18 protein-coding genes are annotated in these 23,024 nt (G+C 74.8%); 7 read left to right on the top strand and 11 right to left on the bottom strand.

The window, feature by feature from the left end:
• Window positions 1-117: 117 nt before the first annotated feature.
• Together ACN6LM_RS17510 and ACN6LM_RS17505 are read left to right on the top strand one after the other, a co-directional pair.
• Entirely contained in the window at window positions 118-1,284 is a 1,167-nt protein-coding gene (locus tag ACN6LM_RS17510; RefSeq protein ID WP_445066283.1) for an exonuclease SbcCD subunit D, read from the top strand.
• The gene (locus ACN6LM_RS17505; protein WP_445066282.1) at window positions 1,281-4,562 is read left to right on the top strand and encodes an AAA family ATPase; all 3,282 of its coding nucleotides are present in this window, start codon (window positions 1,281-1,283) and stop codon (window positions 4,560-4,562) included. Before ACN6LM_RS17510 ends, ACN6LM_RS17505 begins: the two co-directional genes overlap by 4 nt.
• Here the strand turns inward: ACN6LM_RS17505 and ACN6LM_RS17500 are convergent.
• A complete protein-coding gene (locus ACN6LM_RS17500; protein WP_445066281.1) occupies window positions 4,523-4,969 on the bottom strand; it encodes an Lrp/AsnC family transcriptional regulator in 447 nt (148 codons plus the stop codon). The two genes, ACN6LM_RS17505 and ACN6LM_RS17500, sit on opposite strands and share 40 nt — an antisense overlap.
• A 92-nt stretch (window positions 4,970-5,061) precedes the next feature.
• Between ACN6LM_RS17500 and ACN6LM_RS17495 the strand changes: the two genes are divergently transcribed.
• Entirely contained in the window at window positions 5,062-5,553 is a 492-nt protein-coding gene (locus ACN6LM_RS17495) for a rhodanese-like domain-containing protein (RefSeq protein ID WP_445066280.1), read from the top strand.
• A 40-nt stretch (window positions 5,554-5,593) separates the two neighbouring features.
• On the opposite strand, the gene ACN6LM_RS17490 is transcribed toward ACN6LM_RS17495, so the two are convergent.
• A complete protein-coding gene (locus ACN6LM_RS17490; RefSeq protein WP_445066279.1) occupies window positions 5,594-7,279 on the bottom strand; it encodes a DUF885 domain-containing protein in 1,686 nt (561 codons plus the stop codon).
• A gap of 38 nt (window positions 7,280-7,317) precedes the next feature.
• Window positions 7,318-7,836 (bottom strand): Lrp/AsnC family transcriptional regulator, encoded by a 519-nt coding sequence (locus ACN6LM_RS17485; protein WP_445066278.1) that lies wholly within the window; start codon window positions 7,834-7,836, stop codon window positions 7,318-7,320.
• Window positions 7,837-7,895: 59 nt separating this feature from the next.
• Between ACN6LM_RS17485 and ACN6LM_RS17480 the strand changes: the two genes are divergently transcribed.
• Complete coding sequence (locus ACN6LM_RS17480) at window positions 7,896-9,140, top strand: trans-sulfuration enzyme family protein (protein ID WP_445066277.1); 1,245 nt, start codon at window positions 7,896-7,898, stop codon at window positions 9,138-9,140.
• Here ACN6LM_RS17480 and ACN6LM_RS17475 read toward each other — a convergent pair.
• From ACN6LM_RS17475 to pdxR, 4 genes are all read right to left on the bottom strand, one after another.
• Window positions 9,070-10,464: a GNAT family N-acetyltransferase gene (locus tag ACN6LM_RS17475; RefSeq protein WP_445066276.1), complete on the bottom strand. Its 1,395-nt coding sequence runs from the start codon at window positions 10,462-10,464 to the stop codon at window positions 9,070-9,072. The genes ACN6LM_RS17480 and ACN6LM_RS17475 overlap by 71 nt on opposite strands.
• Window positions 10,465-10,613: 149 nt before the next feature.
• Window positions 10,614-13,265: a DUF7824 domain-containing protein gene (locus ACN6LM_RS17470; RefSeq protein WP_445066275.1), complete on the bottom strand. Its 2,652-nt coding sequence runs from the start codon at window positions 13,263-13,265 to the stop codon at window positions 10,614-10,616.
• Entirely contained in the window at window positions 13,262-14,635 is a 1,374-nt protein-coding gene (locus ACN6LM_RS17465; RefSeq protein WP_445066274.1) for an SWIM zinc finger family protein, read from the bottom strand. Before ACN6LM_RS17465 ends, ACN6LM_RS17470 begins: the two co-directional genes overlap by 4 nt.
• Before the next feature lie 55 nt (window positions 14,636-14,690).
• Window positions 14,691-16,139, bottom strand: a complete 1,449-nt coding sequence (gene pdxR, locus ACN6LM_RS17460; RefSeq protein WP_445066273.1) for a MocR-like pyridoxine biosynthesis transcription factor PdxR — start codon at window positions 16,137-16,139, stop codon at window positions 14,691-14,693.
• A 47-nt stretch (window positions 16,140-16,186) separates the two neighbouring features.
• Here pdxR and ACN6LM_RS17455 point away from each other — a divergent pair, with 47 nt between their 5' ends.
• Together ACN6LM_RS17455 and ACN6LM_RS17450 are read left to right on the top strand one after the other, a co-directional pair.
• Entirely contained in the window at window positions 16,187-17,158 is a 972-nt protein-coding gene (locus tag ACN6LM_RS17455; RefSeq protein WP_445066272.1) for a DMT family transporter, read from the top strand.
• A 152-nt stretch (window positions 17,159-17,310) separates the two neighbouring features.
• Window positions 17,311-18,081, top strand: a complete 771-nt coding sequence (locus ACN6LM_RS17450; protein ID WP_445066271.1) for a GntR family transcriptional regulator — start codon at window positions 17,311-17,313, stop codon at window positions 18,079-18,081.
• Between the two features lie 46 nt (window positions 18,082-18,127).
• Here ACN6LM_RS17450 and ACN6LM_RS17445 read toward each other — a convergent pair whose 3' ends face one another.
• Window positions 18,128-19,285, bottom strand: a complete 1,158-nt coding sequence (locus ACN6LM_RS17445; protein ID WP_164401542.1) for an ROK family protein — start codon at window positions 19,283-19,285, stop codon at window positions 18,128-18,130.
• Window positions 19,286-19,566: 281 nt separating this feature from the next.
• Here ACN6LM_RS17445 and ACN6LM_RS17440 point away from each other — a divergent pair, with 281 nt between their 5' ends.
• Window positions 19,567-20,001 carry a hypothetical protein gene (locus ACN6LM_RS17440; protein ID WP_445066270.1) on the top strand — a complete coding sequence of 145 codons (435 nt, stop codon included), beginning with the start codon at window positions 19,567-19,569 and terminating at the stop codon, window positions 19,999-20,001.
• Here ACN6LM_RS17440 and mug read toward each other — a convergent pair.
• The 3 genes from mug to ACN6LM_RS17425 are packed head-to-tail and all read right to left on the bottom strand — an operon-like array spanning window position 19,935 to window position 22,943.
• Window positions 19,935-20,543: a G/U mismatch-specific DNA glycosylase gene (gene mug / locus ACN6LM_RS17435; RefSeq protein WP_445066269.1), complete on the bottom strand. Its 609-nt coding sequence runs from the start codon at window positions 20,541-20,543 to the stop codon at window positions 19,935-19,937. The two genes, ACN6LM_RS17440 and mug, sit on opposite strands and share 67 nt — an antisense overlap.
• Before the next feature lie 28 nt (window positions 20,544-20,571).
• The gene (purB, locus tag ACN6LM_RS17430) at window positions 20,572-22,014 is read right to left on the bottom strand and encodes an adenylosuccinate lyase (RefSeq protein WP_445066268.1); all 1,443 of its coding nucleotides are present in this window, start codon (window positions 22,012-22,014) and stop codon (window positions 20,572-20,574) included.
• A gap of 59 nt (window positions 22,015-22,073) precedes the next feature.
• Complete coding sequence (locus tag ACN6LM_RS17425; RefSeq protein WP_445066267.1) at window positions 22,074-22,943, bottom strand: SGNH/GDSL hydrolase family protein; 870 nt, start codon at window positions 22,941-22,943, stop codon at window positions 22,074-22,076.
• Window positions 22,944-23,024 lie beyond the last annotated feature (81 nt).

The following is a 23,024-nucleotide window of genomic DNA, read 5'->3' as shown; positions in this document are numbered from 1 at the left end:
GCGCGTCGGCGCCGGGCTGGACTTCCCGGTTGCGGCCGTGGCTCCCCGGCGGGATGGGAGACTGTGGGGCGTGAGGGCACAGGGGCGGAGGAAGCGCATGCGGACCGGAGCCGGGTCGTGAGGATTCTGCACACATCGGACTGGCACCTCGGCCGGTCGTTCCACCGGGTCCCCCTGCTCGACGCCCAGGCCGCCTACCTCGACCACCTGGTCGCCACCGTCGCCGAGCACGCGGTCGACGTCGTCGTCGTCGCGGGTGACGTGTACGACAGGGCGGTGCCCCCGCTCAGCGCGGTGGAGCTCTTCGACTCCGCGCTGCACCGGCTCGCCGCCGCCGGGGTGCCCACGGTGATGATCTCCGGCAACCACGACTCGGCCCGCCGCCTGGGCGTCGGCGCCGGGCTCATCGGCCGGGCCGGCATCCACCTGCGCACCGACCCCGCGCACTGCGGCACGCCCGTCGTCGTTCCCGACGCGCACGGCGACGTGGCGTTCTACGGGCTGCCGTACCTGGAGCCCGCCCTGGTCAAGGACGTCTTCAAGGCCGAGCGGGCCGGGCATGAGGCCGTGCTGACCGCCGCCATGGACCGCGTCCGCGCCGACCTCGCCGCCCGCCCGGCCCCCACCCGGTCCGTCGTCCTCGCCCACGCCTTTGTCGCCGGCGGCGAGCCCAGCGACAGCGAGCGGGACATCACCGTCGGCGGCGTCGCCGCGGTCCCGGCCGGGGTCTTCGACGGCGCCGACTACGTGGCGCTCGGCCATCTCCACGGCTGCCAGGCCGTCACCGACCGCGTCCGGTACTCCGGCTCCCCGCTCGCCTACTCGTTCTCGGAGGCCGCCCACCGCAAGACCATGTGGCTCATCGACCTGGACGCCTCGGGGGCGGTCACCGGCGAACGGATCGACTGCCCGGTGCCCCGCCGCCTCGCCCGGCTGCGCGGCCGGCTGGACGACCTCCTCGACGACCCGGCACTCGACCGGCACGAGGACGCCTGGGTGGAGGCCACCCTCACCGACCCGGTCCGCCCCGCCGACCCCATGGCCCGGCTCACCGAGCGCTTCCCGCACACCCTCGCCCTCGTCTTCGAACCGGACCGCGCCCCCGACGACCCGGACCTCTCCTACGCCCGCCGCCTGCGCGGCCGCGACGACCAGGCCATCGCGGAGGACTTCGTGGCCCACGTCCGAGGCGGCTGGGGGACCGACGAACAGGAGCGGGCGGTACTGCGCGGCGCCTTCGACCATGTCCGGGTGGACGACGGCGTACGCGAGGTGAACCGGTGAGGCTCCACACCCTCCGCGTCACCGCGTTCGGTCCCTTCGGCGCCACCCAGGAGATCGACTTCGACGCGCTCTCCGCCGCCGGGCTCTTCCTGCTCCACGGACCGACCGGAGCCGGCAAGACCTCCGTCCTGGACGCCGTCTGCTACGCCCTGTACGGGGCGGTCCCGGGTGCCCGGCAGAGCCCCGGCACGTCGCTGCGCAGCGACCACGCGCCCGCGGACGTGCCCACCGAGGTCCTGCTCGACCTCACCGTCGGCGGGCGCCGCCTGGAGATCACCCGGCGCCCGGCCCAGCCCCGCCCCAAGAAGCGCGGCGGCGGCCACACCACGGAGAAGGCGCAGAGCTGGCTGCGCGAGTACGACCCCGAGGACGGCTGGCAGGCGCTCAGCCGGTCGCACCAGGAGATCGGCGAGGAGATCACCCAGCTCGTCGGCATGAGCCGCGAGCAGTTCTGCCAGGTGGTCCTGCTGCCCCAGGGCGACTTCGCCCGCTTCCTGCGCGCCGACGCGGAGGCGCGCGGCCGGCTCCTGGGCCGGCTCTTCGACACCCGGCGCTTCGCGGCCGTCGAGGAACGCCTCGCCGAGCTGCGCCGGGCGGCCGAGGCCCAGGTCAAGACCGGTGACGAGCGGATCCTCGCGCTCGCCCAGCGCATCGCCCAGGCCGCCGGGCCCGCCGCCCTCGAGTGCCCGCTGCCGGACGTCCGGCCCGGCGACCCCGGCCTCGCGGACGCGGTCCTCGGCTGGGCCGCGACCGCCCGCGCCGGCGCGGGTGAACGCCGCGACATCGCCGCGTTGGTCGTGGCGGCGGCGGAGCGCCGGCACGCCGCCGCCCGCATCGCCCTGGACGCCGAACGGGAACGCGCCGCGCTCCAGCAGCGGTACGCCGAGACCCGGCGGCGTGCCGACGCCGTCGAGGCCGGCCGCGCCGCCCACGAGGACGCGCGGGACCGCCTCGCGCGCGCCCGCAAGGCGGACCTCGTCGCCCCCGCGCTTGAGCTGCGCGAGGCGGCGGAGCGGGCGTACCGGCGGGCGCGCGAGGACCGGGACCGCGCCCGGGCCCGGCTGCCCGAGACCCTGGCCGACGCGGGCGCCGAACAGCTGGCGGCCCTGGAGCACCGGCTCCGCGAGGAATTGGGCGGCCTGGAATCGGCCCGGCGCGCCGAACAGCGGGCCGCCGAGATCGCCGACGAGCGCGCCGCCCTGGACCGGCAGGCCCGGGCCGACGAGGAACTGGTCCGCGACGCGGAGGGCTGGCTCGCCGGCTGGGAGACCACCCGGCAGGACCTCCAGGCCCGCCTGGACACGGCCCTCGAAGCCGCCACCCGCACCGAACTCCTGGCCCGTCGCCTCGACCCGGCCCGCCGCCGCCTGGAAGCGGCGCGCCGCCGCGACGCGCTGGCCGGCGAGGCGGCCACGGGCGCGCGGGCACTGACCGAGGCCCGTGAACACGCCGCCGCCGCCCACGAGTTCTGGCTCGACCTGCGGGAGCGCCGCCTGCGCGACATCGCGGCCGAACTCGCCGCTCAGCTGGCCGACGACACGCCCTGCGCGGTCTGCGGCGCGACGGCCCACCCGTCCCCGGCCCGCCCCGGCGACGGGCACGTGGACCGCGCGGCGGAGGAAGCCGCCGAACGCGCCCACCGCGACGCGGAACGGGCCCGCGCCACGGCGGAACAGTCCCTGGCGCTGGTACGCGAACGCCACGCGACGGCCCGCGCGGAGGCGGCCGGCGCCGCCGTGGCGGCCGATGACGGGGGGACGGCCGGTGACGGGGGGACGGCCGCCGCCACCGATGCCGCCGCTCCGGCCGGTGGCGCGGCCGCCTTCGACACCGGCGCCTCCGTACGGGCCGCCGACGCGGCTTCGGCCTCCGGTAAGGGCACCGGTGCGGGCCCCGGCACCGGCACCGGCGCCGGCATCGGGCCGGGCGACGCCGAATGGACCGGGGTCGCGCCGGCCCACGGTGACCCCACCGTCGCCGAACTCGCCGGCCTCGTGGACGGGCTCGCCGCCGAGCATGCCGAGGCGTACCGGCTGGCCGCCGGGGCGCACGCCGCGCGGGAGGCGCTGGCCGGGGCCGAGCGGGAGCAGCGCCGGCGGACCGAGGAACGGCAGCGGGTCGGGCAGCGGGGTGCCGCGCGGACCTCGCGGCGGGAGTCGCTGGACCGGGAGCAGGCGGGCATCGACGCGGTGCTGGACCGGGCGCGCGGGGGGTACCCGAGCGTCGCCGAGCACGCCGCCGTGGTGCAGCGGCGGGTCGCCCTGCTCGCCGGGGCGGGCGGGGCGGTGCGCGAGGAGGAGAGCGCGGCGGCACGGTTGAAGGAGGCCGACGACCGGCTCGCGGACGCCGCCTTCCGGGCCGGGTTCGACACGCCGGAGGCCGCCGCCGCGACCCTGCTGGACGACGCGGCGCAGCGTACGCTCCAGCACCGCGTCGACGCCTGGCAGGCCGAGGCCGCGGCGGTCGCCGACCGGCTCGCCGAGGCCGACGCGCGGGACGCCGCGAACCTCCCGCCCGCCGCCCCGGAAGCGGCCCGCGAGCGCTTCGACCGGGCCGAGCGCGCGCTGCGCGAAGCCGCGGCCGGCCTGGACGCGGCGGGGGAACGCCGGACCGAGCTCGCCAGGCTCTCCCGCCGTGTGGCGGACGAGGTGCGCGCGCTGGGCCCCGTGCGCGAGGAGTACGAACGCGTCGCCGGGCTCGCCGGGCTCACCGCCGGCACCTCGGCGGACAACGCGCGCAAGATGCGGCTGGAGTCGTACGTGCTCGCGGCCCGGCTCGAACAGGTCGCGGCGGCGGCCACCGCCCGGCTGCGGCGGATGTCCTCGGGCCGCTACCAGCTCGTCCACTCGGACGCCCGCACCGGCGGCCGCAGGGCCGGGCTGGGCCTGCACGTCATCGACGCCTGGACCGGCCGGGAGCGCGACACCGCCACGCTCTCCGGCGGCGAGACGTTCTTCGCCTCGCTCGCCCTGGCGCTCGGTCTCGCCGACGTCGTGACCGACGAGGCCGGAGGCGTACGGCTCGACACCCTCTTCATCGACGAGGGGTTCGGCAGCCTCGACGACCAGACGCTGGACGAGGTGCTGGACGTGCTCGACTCGCTGCGCGAACGGGACCGCAGTGTCGGCATCGTCAGCCATGTCGCGGATCTGCGCCGCCGCATCCCCGCACAGCTGGAGGTGGTGAAGGAGCGGCACGGGTCGGCCGTCCGGCTGCGGACGGCGGACGGCGGACGGACTCAGCGGCTGATCGGCCGTCCCGGCAGCGGCGAGGAGTAGACGACGCTCGTGGTGACGGAGCCGAGCGCGCCGATCTTCCCGGAGACGGTCTCCAGATGGCTCATCGAGCGAGCCGTCACCTTGAGCACGAAGCAGTCGTCGCCGGTGACGTGATGGGCCTCCAGGATCTCCGGCGTGGTCTCCAACAGGTCGTGGAACGGCTTGTAGTTGCCGTTCGGATACCGCAGCCGTACGAAGGCGAGGATCGGCAGCCCGAGCCGTTCCGGATCGACCACGGCCGCGTAACCGCTGATGATCCCGGCCTCCTCAAGACGGCGGACCCGCTCGGTCACGGCGCTCGGGGACATGGCCACCGCCCGCGCCAGCTCCGCGAACGAGGCACGGCCCTCGCGTTGCAGCACATCGAGAATGCGCCAGTCGGTGGCATCCGGGGAATAGTCGCTCATAGAGACAGGGAACCGTGGAATCCCCGGCGAATCAAGGTCACTGCCGGGGATCCCGCCTTCCGGGCCGGGGCCGCCGATCATAGATTTTCCCTATGACTCCCCAGCCCGGCGCCCTCGCCGCCCACCCCGTCCTGAGCGTCCCGCCCGCCGAACCGGCCGACGCCGTCGCCTACTTCGGAGCCTCGCTCGCCTTCCACGCGGACGTCTCGGACGTCGCGGCGGCCCTGGCCGCCGGAGGGGAGGACCCCGGCTTCGTCCTGCTCGACTCGCGGTCCACCGAGTCCTGGGACCAGGGGCACATCCCGGGCGCCCTGCACCTGCCGACGGCGCTGATCGCCGAGCAGGCGCCCCGGCTCCTCGACCCGGCCGTACCGGTGGTCACGTACTGCTGGGGCCCCGGCTGCAACGGCGCCACCCGCGCCGCCCTCGCCCTGGCGCGGCTCGGCTACCGGGTCAAGGAGATGCTCGGCGGCTTCGAGTACTGGGCGCGCGAGGGATTCCCGTACGAGACCTGGGAAGGCGGAGACAAGCGCGCGGCCGACCCGCTCACCGCACCGGTCGGCGCGGACGACTGCGGCTGCTGACCACGGCCGGCCCCGGAGCCCCGGGGCCGGCCGTGCGCGGTCAGAGCTTCGACAGCTCGTCCACCAGGTCGTCCAGGCCCAGCGGCCCCTGGGACAGGGCCGCCATGTGCCACGCCTTGAGGTCGAAGGCGTCTCCGCGCGCCGCCCGCGCGTTCTCCCGGCCCAGCAGCCAGGCGCGCTCGCCCAGCTTGTAGCCGATGGCCTGGCCCGGCATCGAGAGGTAGCGGGTCAGCTCGCTCTCCACGAAGTCGGCGGGGCGGCCGCTGTGGTTGCCGAAGAACTCCTGCGCGAGCTCCGGCGTCCACCGCTCACCCGGGTGGAACGGCGATTCGGCCGGGATCTCCAGACCCAGGTGCATGCCGATGTCCACGATCACCCGGCAGGCGCGCATCATCTGCGCGTCCAGATAACCGAGCCGGCGCTCCGCGTCGGGCAGGAAGCCCAGCTCGTCCATCAGCCGCTCCGCGTACAGCGCCCAGCCCTCCGCGTTGGCGCTGACGATGCCGATCGACGCCTGGTAGCGCGACAGGCTCTCCGCCACGTGCGCCCACTGGGCGAGCTGGAGGTGGTGGCCGGGAACGCCCTCGTGGTACCAGGTGGACACCAGGTCGTACACGGGGAAGCGGGTCTCGCCCATGGTCGGCAGCCAGGTGCGGCCGGGCCGCGAGAAGTCCTCGGAGGGGCCCGTGTAGTACGGGGCGGCGGCGCCGCCGGGCGGGGCGATCCGCGACTCCACCCGGCGGACCCGCTCGGCCAGCTCGAAGTGAGTCCCGTCCAGCGCGTCGATCGCCTCGTCCATCAGGCCCTGGAGCCACTCCTGGACCTCGTCCACGCCCTCGATGTGCTTGCCGTGCACGTCGAGATGGGCCAGCGCCTCCCAGGGGCCGGCGCCCGGCAGCACCTTCCCGGCCTCGGTCTTCATCTCGGCGAGCAGCCGGTGGTATTCGGACCAGCCGTACGCGTACGCCTCGTCCAGGTCCAGGTCGGTGCCGTTGAAGTAGCGCGACCAGCGGGCGTACCGCTCCCGCCCCACAGTGTCGGGCTCGCCCTCGATCTCGGGGGCGTACACCTCGCGCATCCACCTCCGCAGCTCGTCCAGCGCGCCGGTGGCCTGCGCGGCGGCCGCGTCCAGGTCCGCGCGCAGGCTGTCCGGGCCACCGGCCGCGAAGTCCTGGAAGAAGCCGTTCGTGCCGTCCCCGACCCACTCGTCGAGCTGTCCGACGAACGTGGCGGTGGCGCGCGGACCGCCGTACAGCTTGCGCTCCAGACCGAGCGCCAGGGACTCCTGGTAGCCGCCGAGCGCCGCCGGGACGGCCCGCAGCCGCTCCACGACGGCCGCCCAGTCCTCGTCCGTCTCGGTCGGCGTCACCGTGAACACCTCGCGGATCGAGTGCGCCGGGGAGTGCAGGTTGGAGACGGCCCGCAGCGCCTCGTCCGCCTCGTGGACGGCGAGTTCGGCTGTCAGCCGCTCCCGCAGCAGCCGGCCGCAGCGGCGCTCGGCGTCCTCGGCGGCTCCGGACAGCTGCTCCGCGCGGTCCAGCCGGGCGAGCGTGTCCCGGGCCAGCGCGGCCAGCTGTTCCTGGCCGGCGGGGGAGAAGTCGGGAAGGCGGCGCGAGCTTGCCGCGACACCGAGGTAGGTGCCGGAGATCGGGTCGAGTTCGATGAAGGCGTCGACATAGGCGTCGGCGATCTGGCGCGGCAGTGCGCTGCTGGAAGAGTCTGACATGTGGACATCCTCGTACGGGGAGGGCCCCCGCGTCACCATCAATCGGCAGGACGGACCTGACCGGGGACCGGTCCGGCCACCCCCGCCACCGGCGGGAGCAGCGGTCCGCACTCCCACTGCTGGAAGATCAACCGCGTCTCCACCCGGGCCACTTCGCGCCGCGAGGTGAACTCGTCCAGCACGAGCCGCTGCAGATCCGCCGTGTCCGCCACCGCCACATGCACCAGGTAGTCGTCGGGGCCGGTCAGATGGAACAGGGCCCGGGACTCCGGCAGCGACCTGATCCGCTCCACGAACGGCCCGATGAGCTCCCGCCGGTGCGGCCGCACCTGTACGGAGAGCAGTGCCTCCAGACCCCGTCCCAGCCTGGCCGGATCCAGCCGCAGCTGGTGCCCGAGGATGACACCGGTGCGCCGCAGCCGCGCCACCCGGTCCAGACACGTCGAGGGGGCCACGCCGACCTCGGCCGCCAGCTCCCGGTACGTGGTCCGGGCGTCGTTCTGCAACAGCCGCAGAATGTGCAGATCCACCGTGTCGAGAGCGACGGAATCAGTCATTCGGCGAACGTAGCACGGGCTTTGGGCTGTGCCTTCCGGTGAGCGTTCAGAGTGCGCGCATGGACAACCAATCCGTGCTGCCGCCCTCGACCACCCCGTCCCGGGCGCTCGCCACCGAAGCCGTGCACGCCGGACGCGACGACCTCGCGGCCCTCGGCCTGCACGCCGCACCGATCGACCTGTCGACCACCTACCCCTCGTACGACTCCCGCGCGGAGGCCGAGCGGATCGACGCCTTCGCCACCACCGGAGCCCGCCCGGACGGCCCGCCGGTCTACGCGCGGCTGGACAACCCCACCACCGCCCGCTTCGAAACGGCGCTGGCCCGGCTGGAGGGCACCGCGAGCGCGGTGGCGTTCGCCAGCGGCATGGCCGCGCTGACCGCCGTCCTGCTGGCCCGCGCCGGCGTGGGACTGCGCCATGTGGTGGCCGTCCGGCCGCTGTACGGCTGCAGCGACCACCTGCTCGGCGCCGGGCTGCTGGGCACCGAGGTGACGTGGACGGACCCGGCGGGCATCGCCGAGGCGATCCGGCCCGACACGGGCCTGGTGATCGTGGAGACCCCGGCCAACCCGACCCTGGCCGAGGTGGACATCCGGGCCGTCGCCCACTCCTGCGGTTCGGTGCCGCTGCTGGTCGACAACACCTTCGCCACGCCCGTCCTCCAGCGCCCCGTCGAGCTCGGTGCCCGCATCGTGCTGCACAGCGCGACGAAGTACCTGGGCGGACACGGCGACGTGATGGGCGGAGTCGTCGCGTGCGACGAGGAGTTCGCCGGCGTGCTGCGCCAGGTGCGCTTCGCCACCGGCGGGGTGCTGCACCCGATGGCCGGCTATCTGCTGCTGCGCGGCCTGTCCACCCTGCCGGTCCGGGTCCGGGCCGCCTCCGCGAGCGCCGCCGAGCTCGCCCGCCGGCTCTCCGCCGACCCCCGCGTGGCCCGGGTGCACTACCCGGAGATCGGCGGCGCGATGGTCTCGTTCGAGGTGTACGGGGACCCGCACCGGGTGATCGCGGGGGTGCGGCTGATCACCCCCGCCGTCAGCCTCGGCAGCGTCGACACCCTCATCCAGCACCCGGCCTCCATCAGCCACCGCATCGTGGACGAGACGGACCGGCAGTCCGCCGGCGTCGGTGACCGGCTGCTGCGCATGTCGGTGGGCCTGGAGGACGTCGAGGACCTGTGGGCCGACCTGTGCCAGGCGCTGGGCGGCGCGGAGCCCCTGCGGGGCGGGGTCAGCGCTCGGCCTGCTCGTACGGCGACTGCGGCAGCGAACGTGCCCGGGGCGCCGCAAGGCGTGCGGTGATCACGAGGGTGCCTTCCTCGATCTGGTAGTCGAGCGGCAGCGAGAGCGCGCGCATGGCGGCGACCATGCCGGTGTTCGACGCCTGGGTGACGGCGTAGACGTTCTCGCAGCCGGCCTCGACCGCCAGCGCCACGAGGCGGGCGAGCAGCTCGGACCCGATGCCGCGCCGCTGCCACTCGTCCTCCACCAGGAGGGCCACCTCGGTCTCGTCACCGTCCCACAGCAGATGGCCGAGGGCGACCAGCCGCCCGGAGGCCGTCTGCACGGCCAGGGTGCGGCCGAAGCGCGGGCTCAGCAGGTGGTCCAGATAGCGGTCGGCGTCCCGGACCGGGCCGTGGTACCGCAGCCGCAGGGTCCCCTCGGAGCACCGCCCGTGCATCTCCACGGCCGCGTCGAGGTCGCCGCGGTCCGCCCGGCGCACGGTGATCTCGTCGCCCTCGGGCAGCCTGAGCACCTGCTCGCCGCGCGGGACCCTGGGGCCGAGCCGGGCGTCGAGTTCCACCAGCGCCCGGGCCCGGGCGAACTCCGTGGGTGTGAACGGCAGATAGGGCCGCTCCACGGTGATGGCACCGCCCGACGGGTCGCGCAGCCGCATCACCGTCTCCTCCAGCACCCCTTCGACCGGGGCGGTCTCGCCGGTGGCGCGCCCGGTGACCGACACGGCGGGCAGCGAGTGGATCGTGCACCGGCCGAGCAGTTGCCGCAGAGCCAAGGGGAGTTCGGCGGCGTCGAGGGCGGTGCGGGTGGCGAGGCCGAGCACCCGCGTCGGGGCGTCCACCAGGTCGTGGGCGTCGGCCCGCTCCGTCCAGGTGGAGCTGCCCCCGGCGTCGGCGACCGCGCGGGACAGCTCCCGGGCCGGCAGGGACGCGGGCACCCGCAGCAGGAACTCGTCGACCGTGCCCCGCGCCAGCGGGTGCGTCTGGAGCGTGAGGATGTCGATGCCGTGCCGGGCCAGCACCGTGCACAGCGCGGCCAGGCTGCCCGGAACGTCCCGCACCGTGGTCCGCATCCGCCACAGCACGGTCTCTCCGGGGGCGGCGGGCGAGGGGGCGTCGGCGACCGGGGCCACGCCCGCCTCCGTGCCCGTGGCGTCGGGCGGCGGGGCGTGGCTGTGGCGCCGGGCCCACCAGGTGTGGAACGCGGCCGTCGCGGTCAGCGCCACGGCCGAGGCCACGAGCAGGTAAGGGCCGTCCGGCTGGTGCCCGATCAGGTTGGCGATCGCGTCGGCGACCGCCACCGCCGTGAACAGCGCGGCGAGTTCGATCACGTCCCGCCGCCAGTGGTGGGGGCGGTGGGCACTCTTCGCGGATGTCACATCAGTCATGAATCCACTGTGACCGCGCCGTGTTGCCTGATCACGAACGCCTTGTGACCGATGGGTTAAAGGGCGACCGGGCTCCCTGTCGTCGGTTTCGAAGGCGTCGGCCGTGTGTGGCGAAGGGCGGCCCGGAGAGCGGGCGCGCCGCACGGGGCTCAGCCCGTCCCCGCCCGGCAGGCGGCCTCCAGGCGTATCGCCTGCCGCACCAGCTGCGTCGTCCCGCCCCGCGCGGCCGTCTCCGCGAGCCCCGGCACCGGCCCGGTCGTCGGCGGCCCGCTGAACTCCGCGCACTCCGCCGCCACGGCGAGCAGGTCGCCCAGCCCCCGGGGCGCCCGTTCCCGGGCCAGCAACGCCGGCAGTACCGGCACCAGGACGGACAGGACCGTCCCGTACGCCCCCGTGCCCGCCGCCGTCCGGGCCGCGTCGGCCAGCCGGTTCGGCTTGACCGACTCCCGTTCGACCAGTGCCGCCAACTCGCCCCCGAGCAGCCCCGCGTCGAGCCGGCCCCGCGCGGCCAGCACCAGCAGGGCGTCCACCGCCGCGAGCCGGTCCTCCGCGTGCCGGGCGCCCAGCCCGTAGGCCAGGGCGAGATGGATCGCACCGGCGGCCGGCCCACCGGTCTCGGCGAGCGCGGGCAGCAGCCAGGTGCCGCCCCGCTCCTCCTGTACGCACGCCGCGACGGAGGGCAGCAGCCAGGCCGCCAGCGTCTCCCCGTCCTCGGGGAGGGTGGCGGCCCACTGCGGGGACTCCGCCATCCAGCAGTAGCAGTCCTGGTTGCGCGGCGAGTGCGCGCTCCCGAGCCAGTGGAAGGCGCTCGGGAACTTCTCCCGGACGAGCCGGTTCTCCCTGGTGGCGAGCAGCATGCGCCGCGCCTTGACCACCGTCTGCCGCACCCAGTCGTGGGCGACGGTGACGTCCGTCTCCACAGGACGGGCCACCACGGCGGCCACCGGTTCGTCCGCCCGGAGCCATGCCGCCAGCCGGTCGCCCTGCCCCGTCCCCAGGGCGGACGCCTGGCGTGCGGCCTCCTCCGCGTCCGTGCGCCGGACCCGGAGGAGCGCCTGCGCGAAGTCGACCGGCCCGGCGTGGACGCCCAGCGCCTGGTACCCGCGCAGCCGCTCGACCAGTTCCGCCGCGTCGATGGTCCCCGTGTGCCAGGTGGGGGTGGCCAGCAGATACGGCAGCCTGCCCGACCGCACCTCGGCGGCCGCCTCCCAGAGGCGGGCGTACAGGATGCCGTTGAGCGCGTCGTGGCAGCACGAGCCCGTCCCGGTCCTGCGGGCCTGCGCGTCGTGCACCGCTTGCCGCGAGACCCGGCCGAGGAGGGATGCCGCGACGATGTGCAGGCCGTCGTGGTCGCGGGACAGCCGCCGCTCGGCCTCCCCCTCGGGGGCGGTGGCCCACCACATGCCGGCGAGGGCGGGCTCCAGGGCCGCGACCAGTTCCTCCCTCCCGCTGTGGGCGTACCGGACAAGGCCGTCCAGGGCCCGTTCGAACGCGGTGACGTCCTCCTGGTCCGGGCGGAGCAGGACCGCTGTCACTTCCTCGGTCAGCTCGGCCACCGAGCCGGGCGGCGGGCCGACGGGACGCGGGTCGGGGGGCGGCGGCAGGATCTCCTCGTACACGGCCTCCGGCTCGTCCTCCAGCAGATCCCCGAACACGGCGCGCGCCGCCTCACGGTGCACCGGGCCCAGCAACGAGGCCATTCGGGCCGTCTCCTCCCGCACCTCCGGCGTCGCGGCGGGCAGGGCGCGGGCGGCCAGCTTGAGCGCGCGCTCCTGCGTGTCGGTGTCCGGATGCCCGAAGGCGTCCGCGATCACCGGCAGCAGCTCGTCGGCCGCCGAAGGATCCCGGCGCAGCACCTTCCCCAGGTGGACCAACTGGGCGCGCACCAGCTTCTTCTCCGTACGGAAGAGCACCGCGCCGGACACCTCGGCCAGTTGCCGGACCGACAGAGCGCCCTGCGCGTCGAGCCGGGCCAGCACCTCCTGGGCGTGGCCGGCCACCGGGGAAGGTCCGTCGGCGGCCATCGCCATCCAGTCGGCGGTCCGCGCCGCCTCCTCGTCGGAGGTGGGCCCGAGTCCCCGCACCACCAGCAGGCAGAAGCGGAGATCGGTGGGCTTCCCGCCCCGCAGCAGCCGCGCGACGCAGCGGTCCAGCAGGGCGGCGCGGTCGAGCAGGCCGTCCGCCACCAGGGCGGTCAGCGCGGCCGGCCAGTACCCGGCGGGGGAGCGGCTGTCGACCCACGCCACGACCGGCGGCAGCTCCGGCATCGTCACGAGGTGCGGAATCAGGACGTCGAGATGGGCGTCCGCCCGCAGCACGTCGGCCAACGGCCTCTCCGGCCGCCGCGAGCCGCTGACCCGCTCCGCCCACACCCGGACCATGCCGTCCGAGACGGGCAGCGGACAGCCCGCCCGCCGGGCCAGCTCCTCGACGAGCCGGTACTCCGTATCCGACTCCACGGCGCGTGCTGCCAGCCGGCGGGCGAGATCGGCGAGCCACTCCGGCTCCCGGTCGCCCAGCACCTCCAGGACCCACGGGTACGGCGAGTGCACCCAGTCCCGCATGTCCCTGGCGCCGAGCCACGTCGCGCAGCCCGCCGCCCCGGTGTGGCAGCCCGCACCGGCCACCACGATCGCCTTGCGGACCCGGGTGCGCTCGCCCCAGGGCCAGTCCCGGGCCTCCTTGCGCAGGGCCTTCAGCTCCTCCAGCGCACCCTTGCGTCCGCCCCGGTCGAGCCCGGCCAGCAGGGGCCGGATGTCGTCCATACGGCCCTCGCGGACCGCGTCCAGCAGCGTCTTCACCGGGCACCTCCGGCGACCGCCGCGCCACGGCGGACCATCCGGACCGCCAGGGCGTGCTTGCACGGGCCGCGTCGGCCCCGGTGGTCCGCCCACCACTGGCAGGTACAGCTCAGCGCCCCCGACCGCTCACGGACCTGGTAGCGCCGATCGCCCGAGCGCACCGCCGCCACCTCGCCGTCCAGGACCACCGCCCCCTCCCGGGCCAGCCGCCGCGCCGCGACCAGCCGGGGGTTGTGGCGCTCGGCCCGGTCCGCGTCGTACGGCAGCTCGCGGTGGAAGTACGCGGCGTCCGCGAGGTCGTAGCCCACCCGGCCCGCCGTGCCCAGCCGGACCAGCGCGGCCCGCACCCGCTCCACCGGAAGGCCCGACTGCTCCGCCAGCCGGTCCGGCTCGATCCGGGGCTCCCACGCCAGCAGCACCGAGACCAGCTCCGCGTCGGCCGCGGCGTCGTCCGTGGCCAGCGCCTCCAGGACCCCGCCCTCGCCGGAGAAGCCGCGCGAGGTGTCGGGCGACAGCGTCAGCGTGAGCCGCATCCCGGGCAGCACGACCTCCCAGGCACTCGCGGCGGCCGCGCCGTCGGCCGGAGGCCCGTACACGCGGAGCGCCGACGCGTACCGCAGGACCCGTTGCAGGGCGGTCAGCCGCTGCGGTCCGGGAAGGCAGACGGCCCCGGGCACCGCCCGGGTCGTGGGCCGGAGTGTCCGCCCGGCCGGGACCACCCAGCGCGCGCCGCGCGCGGCAGCCCCCGAGGACGCGGGCAGCGACCTCAGGAACCGTACGGCGTCCGCCGCCGGGAGTTCCGCCCGCAGGTCGAAGGCGGCGGAGGCCACCTGCGCCTCCGCGAATCCCCGCAGCCACCGGTCCGGCAACGGAACCTTCTTCTCCACGATCGCACCCTCCGTCGTGGTCACCGCCATCTCCTGCGGGCCCACCCGCAGGTGCAGCGGCTCGTCACCGCCCATCCGGGAAAGCGACTCCCGCAGCGGATCGTTCACGTCCACATTGGTGGTGCCGTGGCCCGTCTCCACGCCCTCCAGGCCCTCGCTCAGCACATCGAGCCGCGCGTACACCCCGCAGCATCCGGAGAACGACTCGAAGCGCAGCCGGTCGCCGTTGCCCGTCACCACCGGGTCCAGGGACGACAGCAGTGTCCGCTGGTAGTAGCGCGTGGCGGCGACGTCCGCCACGGCGAGCAGCCCCCGCGCCGCTATGTGCGGCGAGGCCAGGAACCCCGAGAAGAACCGGGGGTGCGCCTCGGCGCCGTGGGGCGTGGAGCCGCCGGCCGTCTCCAGGCCGAGGGACCGTCCGGCCCGCGAGGAGGCCAGGACGGAGGGACGTGAATAGGCCAGGGCCTGCACGGTTCGGGTCATGGAAAAACCGTAGGACCCGGCACTGACAATCGGTCATCACCGCAGGTCGGCGACGCTATTGAGCAAGGCCGGACAGCGCGCGCACCCCGCGCACGATGTCGGCAGGCGTGAGATGGGCGTAACCGAGTACGAGGCGCACGCAGCCGTCGGCCGGCCGCTCCGTCCCGTATTCGCGCAGCAGGCGCACGGCGACCCCGGCACCTGCCGCGCGATCCGCGAACTCCTCCTCCGGGCCCCATCGTTCCGGGAGTCGCGCGATGGCGTGCAGCCCCGCCGCGACACCGCTCACCTCCGTGCCCGGGATGTGCTCGGCCAGGGCTCGCGCAAGGACGTCACGCCGCTCCCGGTAGGCCCGCTGACAGCGCCTCAGCTGACGGTCGTAACCCCCGCCGCTCACGAAGTCGGCGAGCACCGCCTGTTCGAGGGACGGGTTGCCGAGGTCCATCATCCGCTTCCGTTCCACGAGCTCGGCGGTCATCGATGCGGGCGCGATCAGCCAGCCCAGACGCAGCCCGGGGGCCAGCGACTTGCTGACCGAACCGGTGTACGCGACGCGTTCCGGATCGAGGCCCTGGAGGGCGCCGACAGGGGCGCGGTCGTACCGGAAGTCACCGTCGTAGTCGTCCTCGACCAACAGCCCGTCCGTCTCCCGCGCCCACTCCAGCAGGCGGCTGCGACGGGTCGCGGAGTACGCCACTCCGGTCGGGAACTGGTGGGCCGGCGTCGTCACCACGGCCCGCACCCCGGAACGTCTCAGCGGCTCCAGGGCCAGGCCGTCGTCGTCCAGCGGGATCATGGAGGTGGCCACCCCGGCGGAGGCGAAGAGCGCCGTGTGCTCGGGACTCCCCGGGTCCTCCACACCGACCGTGCGCACCCCGCGCCCGTGCAGGACGAACCCGAGCAGCGTCGTCGCCTGCGCGACCCCGGAACACACCAGCAGCCGTTCCGGATCGGCGACCACCCCGCGCCGCCGCGTCAGCAGCGCGGCCAGGGCGACACGCAGCTCCGGCAGGCCGCGCGGATCCGGGTAGCCGAGCGCCCCGTGCGGCAGCCGGCCGAGCACCGAGCGGTGGGCGGCGGCCCAGGCGCTGCGCGGGAACAGGGAGAGATCGGGCGTCCCGGGCCGGAAGTCGACCCGTACTCCACGGGGGCGCGCCGCCAGGTCCCGGGCACCGCCCGCCGCCGCCCTCGCCGACCCGCTCACCCATGTCCCCGCACCGCGCCCGCTGCGCAGGTAGCTCTCCGCCGTCAGCTGCTCGTACGCCTCGGTCACCAGACCGCGCGAGACCCCCAGATCGGCGGCCAGCTCACGGCTGGACGGCAGCCGCGTCCCCGGCGCCAGACGACCGGAACGGACCGCCTCGCGCAGCGCCGACTGGAGCGCCCGCCCGCGGCCGCGCGCCGGAGCCGACGCCACCGGAAGCAGCAACTCCCAGGCCGTGGAGACGGATGCGCGGCCTTCACCACTGCCGCCGGAGGGCGAATTGGTCCCCGAAGCTGTCATGGAAGTGGACCTTAAACCGAACCACCGCGCTCCCTAGCGTCGGTCCCATGAACACGACCTCTCTGCGCGGTGCTTCGCTCGCCGCCTTCGCCTGCGTCCTCGTCGGCGCCTCCTTCACCGCCAACAGCGTCCTCGGCCACTACCCCTACGCGGGCGGCCAGGCACTCCGCTACGGCCTCGCGGCGCTCCTCCTGCTGCCCCTGATCCGCCGTCCCGGCGAACCGCGCCCCGCCGCCACGCTGCGCCTGCTCACCGGACGGCAGTGGGCGCGGCTCGCGCTGCTCGCCGCCGTCGGAATGGTCGGCTTCAACCTCGCCGTCCTGGCGGCCGAACGCTCCGCCGAACCAGCGGTTCCGGGCGTCTTCGTCGGCTGCGCCCCGATCCTCGTCGCCGTCCTCGTCCCCCTGCTGGAAGGGCGCAGGCCCGCCCGGCCCGTGCTGTACGCGGCGGCGCTGGTCGCCGCCGGCGCGTTCACGGTCCAGGGGTGGGGGCGCACCGACCTGAGCGGCATCCTGTGCTCGGTCGGCGCACTGGCCGGCGAGGTGGGCTTCGCCGTGATCGCGGTGCCCGTCCTGCGCCCGCTGGGACCGAAGCTGCTGTCCGCGACGGTGTGCGCCCTCGCCGCGGCCGAGTCGACGCTCCTGGGCCTGGTGCTGGACGGCGGCGGCTTCCTCCGCGTGCCGACCGGGGCCGAGGCGCTGGCGCTGATCTGGCAGGCGGCCGTCGTGACGGTCATCGGCTTCGTCTGCTGGTACATGGGCATGCAGCGCATCGGCGCCGAGCGGGCCACCCTCTTCTCCGGTCTCATCCCGGTCTCCGCCGCGCTCACCGCCCCGCTCGTGGGCACCGGTTCGTACGGTCTCGCCCAGGCCGCCGGGTCCTGCCTCGTCGGCCTCGGGGTGGCGATCGGCTCGGGAGTGCTGGGGCGCCGCGGCGGGACCGCCCCGCAGGTGGGAGACCCCGCTCCGGAGGCGGACGCCGGGCCGCGGGCGGTGCGCCGCTCCGCGAACGTCCTGTGAACGCTGTGCGGCGGACCGCCGATTCACAGGGTCTCCGGCGCAGGATTGGTCTTGACCAAGGGGTTGCGCCGTCCTATGGTCTCAACGTTAAGACAGGAACCTTTAATAAATAACGTCGCGGAATAAGCCGCTGGGCGATTGCGGAGGACAGGGTGGGGACCACGCAGCTGGAAACGGTGCAGGAGCCGAAGTACTGGCACCTCAAGACCGTGCTCAGTGAGGCACTCGACTCGGACTTTGCGGTGGGGGAGATCCTTCCCAACGAGCGTGAGCTCGCCGCCCGGTTCGGCGTCGCCCGGGCCACGCTCCGGCAGGCCCTGGAGCAGCTCGAACTCGAAGGCAGGCTGCACCGCCGCCGCGGCGTCGGGACCACGGTCGCCCCGCCCCGTGTCGGCGTGGCCGTCTCCACCGCCCGCAACGACTGGACCGACGGCGGGGCCGACACGGCCTGGCAGCCGGTGGACTGCGAGAGCGCTCCCGCCCCGGCCGCCGTCGCCGCCACGCTGAACGCCGGCGCCGAGGAGCCCGTCCACGTCGTGCGCCGCATCCGCACGAGCCACGGCCAGGTGGTCGCCGCCGAACTGCTCTACGTGCCGTCCTCCTCCGTGCCCGAGCTGTCCGGGATAGACGCCCCGTCCGGCGCGGCCCGCGCCCGCAACGTCGTCCGCGAACTGCACCGCCTCGGCCTCGACGGCCAGGACCGGTCCGTCGAGCTGGGCTCCGCCCGCGCCGACGACGCCAAGGAGCTGGACCGGCTCCCCGGCGCCCCCGTCCTCGTGGTCACCACCCGCTACCTCGCCGCGGGCGGCACGGCGGCGGTCTCGGTCGCGACGTACCGGGCCGACACCTGCCGGCTCACCTTCGGCGACTCGGGCGCCCTGGAGATCAGCCACCCCGCCCAGGAGGCGCGCCAGGCTTCCTGAGCCCGGACGCGCTCAGCGCCCGTCCACGCCCCACGGCCCGTCGCACTCAGCGGCGGGCCGTCACCGTTCCCTCGACGGCGAACAGCTGCTCCTCCACATGGTCGAGCGCGAGCCGCAGCGCGCCGGTCGCCACCGCCGCCTCGCCGAGGAGCGACAGGCACACCCGGGGCGGGCGCAGGCAGTAGCGGGCCAGCTCGCTCCGCAGCGGGTCCAGCACCCCGTCCAGGCCGGCGGCCCAGCCCCCGACCACCACCAGCTCGGGGTCGAGCGCCAGCACCAGCGCCGCCACGTCGTGCACCAGGCGCTGGATGAACCGCTCCACCGCGGCCTGCGCCTGCTCGTCCCCGTGCCGCGCCTTGGCGAACACCGCGGCCACCGCGTGCTCGTCCAGCGGGTCCAGCGGAGTGTCCGTCGTGGACAGCAGGTGCTCCGGCGTGACGTCCCGGCCCAGCAGGTGCAGTGCGCCGATCTCCCCGGCCGCGCCGCCGAACCCGCGGTGCAGCCGCCCGCCGATCAGGGAACCCGCGCCCGGGCTCAGCCCCGCCAGCACGAAGACGATGTCGTCCGACTCGGTGGCCGCGCCCTTCCAGTGCTCGGCGACGGCGGCGGCGTTGGCGTCGTTCTCCACGAGGACCGGGCAGCGGAAGGAGCGTCTCAGCCGTTCGCCCAGGGGCAGGCCCGTCCAGTCCGGCAGCGCGGTGCCCAGCCGCACGGTCCCGTCGGCCTCCACGATGCCCGGGCTGCCCACGCCGACCGCGCGCAGGCTGCTGCGGGCCACGCCGGTGCGGCGCAGCACGTCGGCGACCACGGCCCGTACCCGGTCGAGCCGGTCGTCGGCACCGGCGGTCTCCGACACCTCACGGGAGCCGGCGCCGATGATCCGCCCGTCCAGCCCCGACAGCAGCGCGGAGACGCGGTGCGGGCCGATCTCGATGCCCAGCAGGTGGCCGGCCTCGGCGCGGAAGCGGAAGCGGCGGGCCGGACGGCCCTGACGGCGGGTTTCGGCCCCCTCCGGAGCGCACTCCACGACCAGGCCCGCCTCGAAGAGCCCTTCCACGACGCCCTCGACCGTAGGACGGGACAGGCCCGTGATCCGGGTCAGGTCCGTGAGGGTCGGGGAGGACGCGCCCCGGAGGGCATGCAGTACCACCGCGGAATTGATCCGCCGCAGCAGCGAGGGGTCCCCGCCGGTCAGCCGGCCCACGGTGTGTCCTCCCAGCTAGTGCGCATGTCAGGCGGATGGTACTCGCTGCTCAGGGGGGAGGCGACCGAGGGATGCGAAGCCGTTAGGAAGGGGTTCGGCACTCCGGGTGCGGCTGTCGTGTGCCCGGGTGCGCCGGCCGGTGCCATCTTCTGCCGGACGCCGCCCAGTTGCTGCCCGGCGGGTGCCAACTGCGGGCACGGCAGCCGGAACGAGGTGGCCGAAATCATCTCAAAGCAGGGGGCGGAGCCCCGATTGTCAGTGGCGGAAGGTTTACTGACGGCATGACCACCGCACATCACCTCCGCCTCATCGACGGGATGCGCGCCCGGGCGTTCCCCGCGGAACGCGTCCGGTCGGGTTCGGGAGTCAGCGGTCCTGGTTACCACATGGCGTCCCTGTACGTGGACGACGTCTGGGAGGACGACGAGGCGGAACGGCTGGAGCGCCGCGCCCAGTGCCTCGCGGACCACGAGGCGCTGGTCACCCTGCTCGGCAGCCGCTGGGGCGAGCCGCAGTCGGTCAGTCTGTTCAGCGCCCAGGAGCGGATGCTCGCCGGCGAGGAGATCCCCCAGCCGTGGGCGGACACCGCCGCGGGCTGCGAGTATCTGCGCCTCTGGTACATCGAGGAGCGCTGGATAGCGCTGGCGCTCTACCTGGAGGAGGGCGGCTCCGGCTGCGAACTGAGCGTGGTCGTGACGGAGACCGACCCGCCGTGAGCGCTGCCGGCCTCCACGGCCGCGCGCAGCCGGGCGTACTCCTCGGCCATCGCGGCGGTTGTCCAGTGCGCGTTGAGGCCGCTGGGGTTGGGCAGCGCCCAGACCCGGGCCCCGCCGACCGTCCGCTCCTGCGGCCCGATCCGGGCCCGGCGCTCGCCGAACGCCGTGCGGTACGCCGTGATCCCCACGACGGCCAGCCAGCGCGGGCGCAGCCGCTCGACCTTGGCGGTCAGGATCCGCCCGCCGTCCCGGAACTCCTCGGCGGACAGCTCGTCGGCCCGGGCGGTGGCCCTGGCGACGACGTTGGTGATGCCGAGCCCGTGGTCCAGCAGTTCGGCCTGCTCGGCGGGGGCCAGTCGGCGCGGGGTGAAGCCCGACAGGTGGAGAACCGGCCAGAAGCGGTTGCCGGGGAAGGCGAAGTGATGCCCCGTCGCCGCCGTCGTCAGGCTCGGGTTGATCCCGCAGAACAGGACACGCAGGCCCCCCGCGACCACGTCGGGAACGACGCGGTCGCGGGCGGCCTGGAGCTCTTCGGGCGTCATCTGCGGGGGCGGTCCGGCCGGGGCGCCGTCAGAGGATGGAGCCGGGCGCGTAGCCGGCGGCCTCGGGGTGCTGTTTGGTGATCTCCTCGATGCGCGCGACGAGCGCGCCGACCTGGTCGCCGGCCGCTCCGGTGAAGGAGAGCTTGTCGGCCATCAGCTCGTCCAGCTGGGCGCGGTCCAGCGGGATGCGTTCGTCGGCCGCGAGCTTGTCCAGCAGCTCGTTGCGCTCGGTGCCCTGCTCGCGCATGGCGAGGGCGGAGGCGACGGCGTTCTCCTTGATGGCCTCGTGCGCGACCTCGCGGCCGACCCCGGCGCGTACCGCGCCCATCAGGACCTTGGTGGTGGCCAGGAACGGCAGGTAGCGGTCCAGCTCGCGGGCCACGACGGCCGGGAACGCGCCGAACTCGTCCAGCACCGTCAGGAACGTCTCGACCAGCCCGTCGAACGCGAAGAACGCGTCCGGCAGGGCGACCCGGCGGACCACGGAGCAGGAGACGTCGCCCTCGTTCCACTGGTCGCCCGCCAGCTCGCCGGTCATCGACGCGTAACCGCGCAGGATGACCATCAGGCCGTTGACGCGCTCGCAGGAGCGGGTGTTCATCTTGTGCGGCATCGCGGACGAGCCGACCTGGCCCGGCTTGAAGCCCTCGGTGACCAGCTCGTGGCCGGCCATCAGCCGGATGGTCTTCGCCACCGACGAGGGCGCCGCAGCCAGCTGGACCAGCGCGGTCACCACGTCGTAGTCCAGCGACCGGGGGTAGACCTGGCCGACCGAGGTGAAGGCGTGCGCGAAGCCGAGGTGCCCGGCGATGCGCTCCTCGAGTTCGGCGAGCTTCCCGGCGTCGCCGCCCAGCAGGTCCAGCATGTCCTGCGCGGTGCCGACCGGGCCCTTGATGCCGCGCAGCGGGTAGCGGCCGAGCAGGTCGTCGAGGCGGCCGTACGCCACCAGCAGTTCGTCGGCCGCGGTCGCGAAGCGCTTGCCGAGGGTGGTGGCCTGCGCGGCCACGTTGTGGGAGCGCCCGGCGACGACCAGCTCGCGGTACTCGGCCGCCAGCTTGCCCAGGCGGGCCAGGACGGCCACGGTGCGGTCGCGCATCAGCTCCAGGGAGAGCCGGATCTGCAGCTGCTCGACGTTCTCGGTGAGGTCGCGCGAGGTCATGCCCTTGTGGACGTGCTCGTGGCCGGCGAGGGCGTTGAACTCCTCGATCCGGGCCTTCACGTCGTGCCGGGTGACCTTCTCGCGCTCGGCGATGGAGGCCAGGTCGACCTGGTCGAGGACACGCTCGTAATCGGCGAGGGCGGCGTCGGGCACCTCGATCCCGAGGTCCTTCTGGGCGCGCAGCACCGCCAGCCACAGCCGGCGTTCCAGCTTCACCTTCTGCTCGGGGGACCAGAGGACGGCCAGCTCCGTGGAGGCGTAGCGGCCGGCCAGGACATTGGGGATGCGAGGCTTCGCAGACACAGCAGTCACGTGTACGGATTCTACTGGCGGTTTGTGCAGCTCAGCGCCGAGGTCCGGTTTGTGCGTTACTACGAACCGGACGCGTCGCGTCCCTCCCGCTCACCGGCCTCCACCTGCCGCCACGTCGCCACCGGAGCCGTCCAGCCCTGCTCCTCCGGGGTCACCCAGAAGGCCCGTCCCAGGTCGGCGTCGAACTGCGCCCCGGCCCGTCCGTCGCCCGAGGAGCGCCCTGTGAGCCGCCGCCCGATCCAGGGCAGCAGGTGCTGCCGGGCGAAGCGCACGTCCTCCACCCGCCGGGCGGCCCAGCGCGCCGGGGCCGAGGCGGGCAGCGGGGCCCGCCAGTCGCTCTCCGGAGGCAGCCCCAGCGCCTGCCAGACCGCCTCGGCCACCCGGCGGTGCCCCTCGGCGGTCAGATGCAGCCGGTCGACGTCCCAGAGGCGCGGATCGCCCAGCGCCGGGGCGCCGTACAGGTCGACCACCGCCGCGTCGTGCCGTGCGGCCAGCTCGTCCACCAGCGCGAAGAGCTCCTCCATGCGCGGCCGGAACCGTTCCATCACGGGGCCGTTGCGGCCGGGGCTGCGCATCAGCACCAGCTTCCCGCAGGACGGCGCCAGACGCTCCACCGCCTCCTCCAGGCGTCCGCGCACCATGCCCATGTCGCACTTGGGGCGCAGGGTGTCGTTGAGGCCGCCGACCAGCGTCACCACGTCCGCCCGCATGGCGGCCGCCACCTCCACCTGCTCGTCCACGATCTGGCCGATGAGCTTCCCGCGCACCGCGAGATTGGCGTACCGGAAACCCGGGGTGCGGGCGGCGAGCCGGGAGGCGAGCACATCGGCCCAGCCCCGGTACGAACCGTCGGGCAGCAGGTCCGACATGCCCTCGGTGAACGAGTCGCCGACCGCGACCAGACTGGTGTATGAGGCATTGATTTCCATGGCGATGCGATCGTATCGCGGTGCCGTACGGCCCCGACGGGCGAAGGGCGGCTCCGGACCGGGGCCCGGAACCGCCCCTGG

The sequence above is a fragment of the Streptomyces sp. SAS_281 genome, from assembly GCF_052542855.1.
Note: the sequence above shows the minus strand (reverse complement) of the source record. Positions and strands in the feature narration are given on the sequence as shown.

Bases quoted from the DNA above. Each gene is read 5' to 3' on its own strand.
- pdxR (WP_445066273.1), bottom strand. From the start codon at position 16,139: ATGACAGCTTCGGGGACCAATTCGCCCTCCGGCGGCAGTGGTGAAGGC.
- ACN6LM_RS17475 (WP_445066276.1), bottom strand. From the start codon at position 10,464: ATGACTGATGTGACATCCGCGAAGAGTGCCCACCGCCCCCACCACTGG.
- ACN6LM_RS17490 (WP_445066279.1), bottom strand. From the start codon at position 7,279: ATGTCAGACTCTTCCAGCAGCGCACTGCCGCGCCAGATCGCCGACGCC.
- mug (WP_445066269.1), bottom strand. From the start codon at position 20,543: ATGACGCCCGAAGAGCTCCAGGCCGCCCGCGACCGCGTCGTTCCCGAC.
- ACN6LM_RS17480 (WP_445066277.1), top strand. From the start codon at position 7,896: ATGGACAACCAATCCGTGCTGCCGCCCTCGACCACCCCGTCCCGGGCG.
- ACN6LM_RS17440 (WP_445066270.1), top strand. From the start codon at position 19,567: ATGACCACCGCACATCACCTCCGCCTCATCGACGGGATGCGCGCCCGG.
- ACN6LM_RS17465 (WP_445066274.1), bottom strand. From the start codon at position 14,635: ATGACCCGAACCGTGCAGGCCCTGGCCTATTCACGTCCCTCCGTCCTG.
- ACN6LM_RS17455 (WP_445066272.1), top strand. From the start codon at position 16,187: ATGAACACGACCTCTCTGCGCGGTGCTTCGCTCGCCGCCTTCGCCTGC.
- ACN6LM_RS17500 (WP_445066281.1), bottom strand. From the start codon at position 4,969: ATGAGCGACTATTCCCCGGATGCCACCGACTGGCGCATTCTCGATGTG.
- ACN6LM_RS17425 (WP_445066267.1), bottom strand. From the start codon at position 22,943: ATGGAAATCAATGCCTCATACACCAGTCTGGTCGCGGTCGGCGACTCG.
- ACN6LM_RS17485 (WP_445066278.1), bottom strand. From the start codon at position 7,836: ATGACTGATTCCGTCGCTCTCGACACGGTGGATCTGCACATTCTGCGG.
- ACN6LM_RS17495 (WP_445066280.1), top strand. From the start codon at position 5,062: ATGACTCCCCAGCCCGGCGCCCTCGCCGCCCACCCCGTCCTGAGCGTC.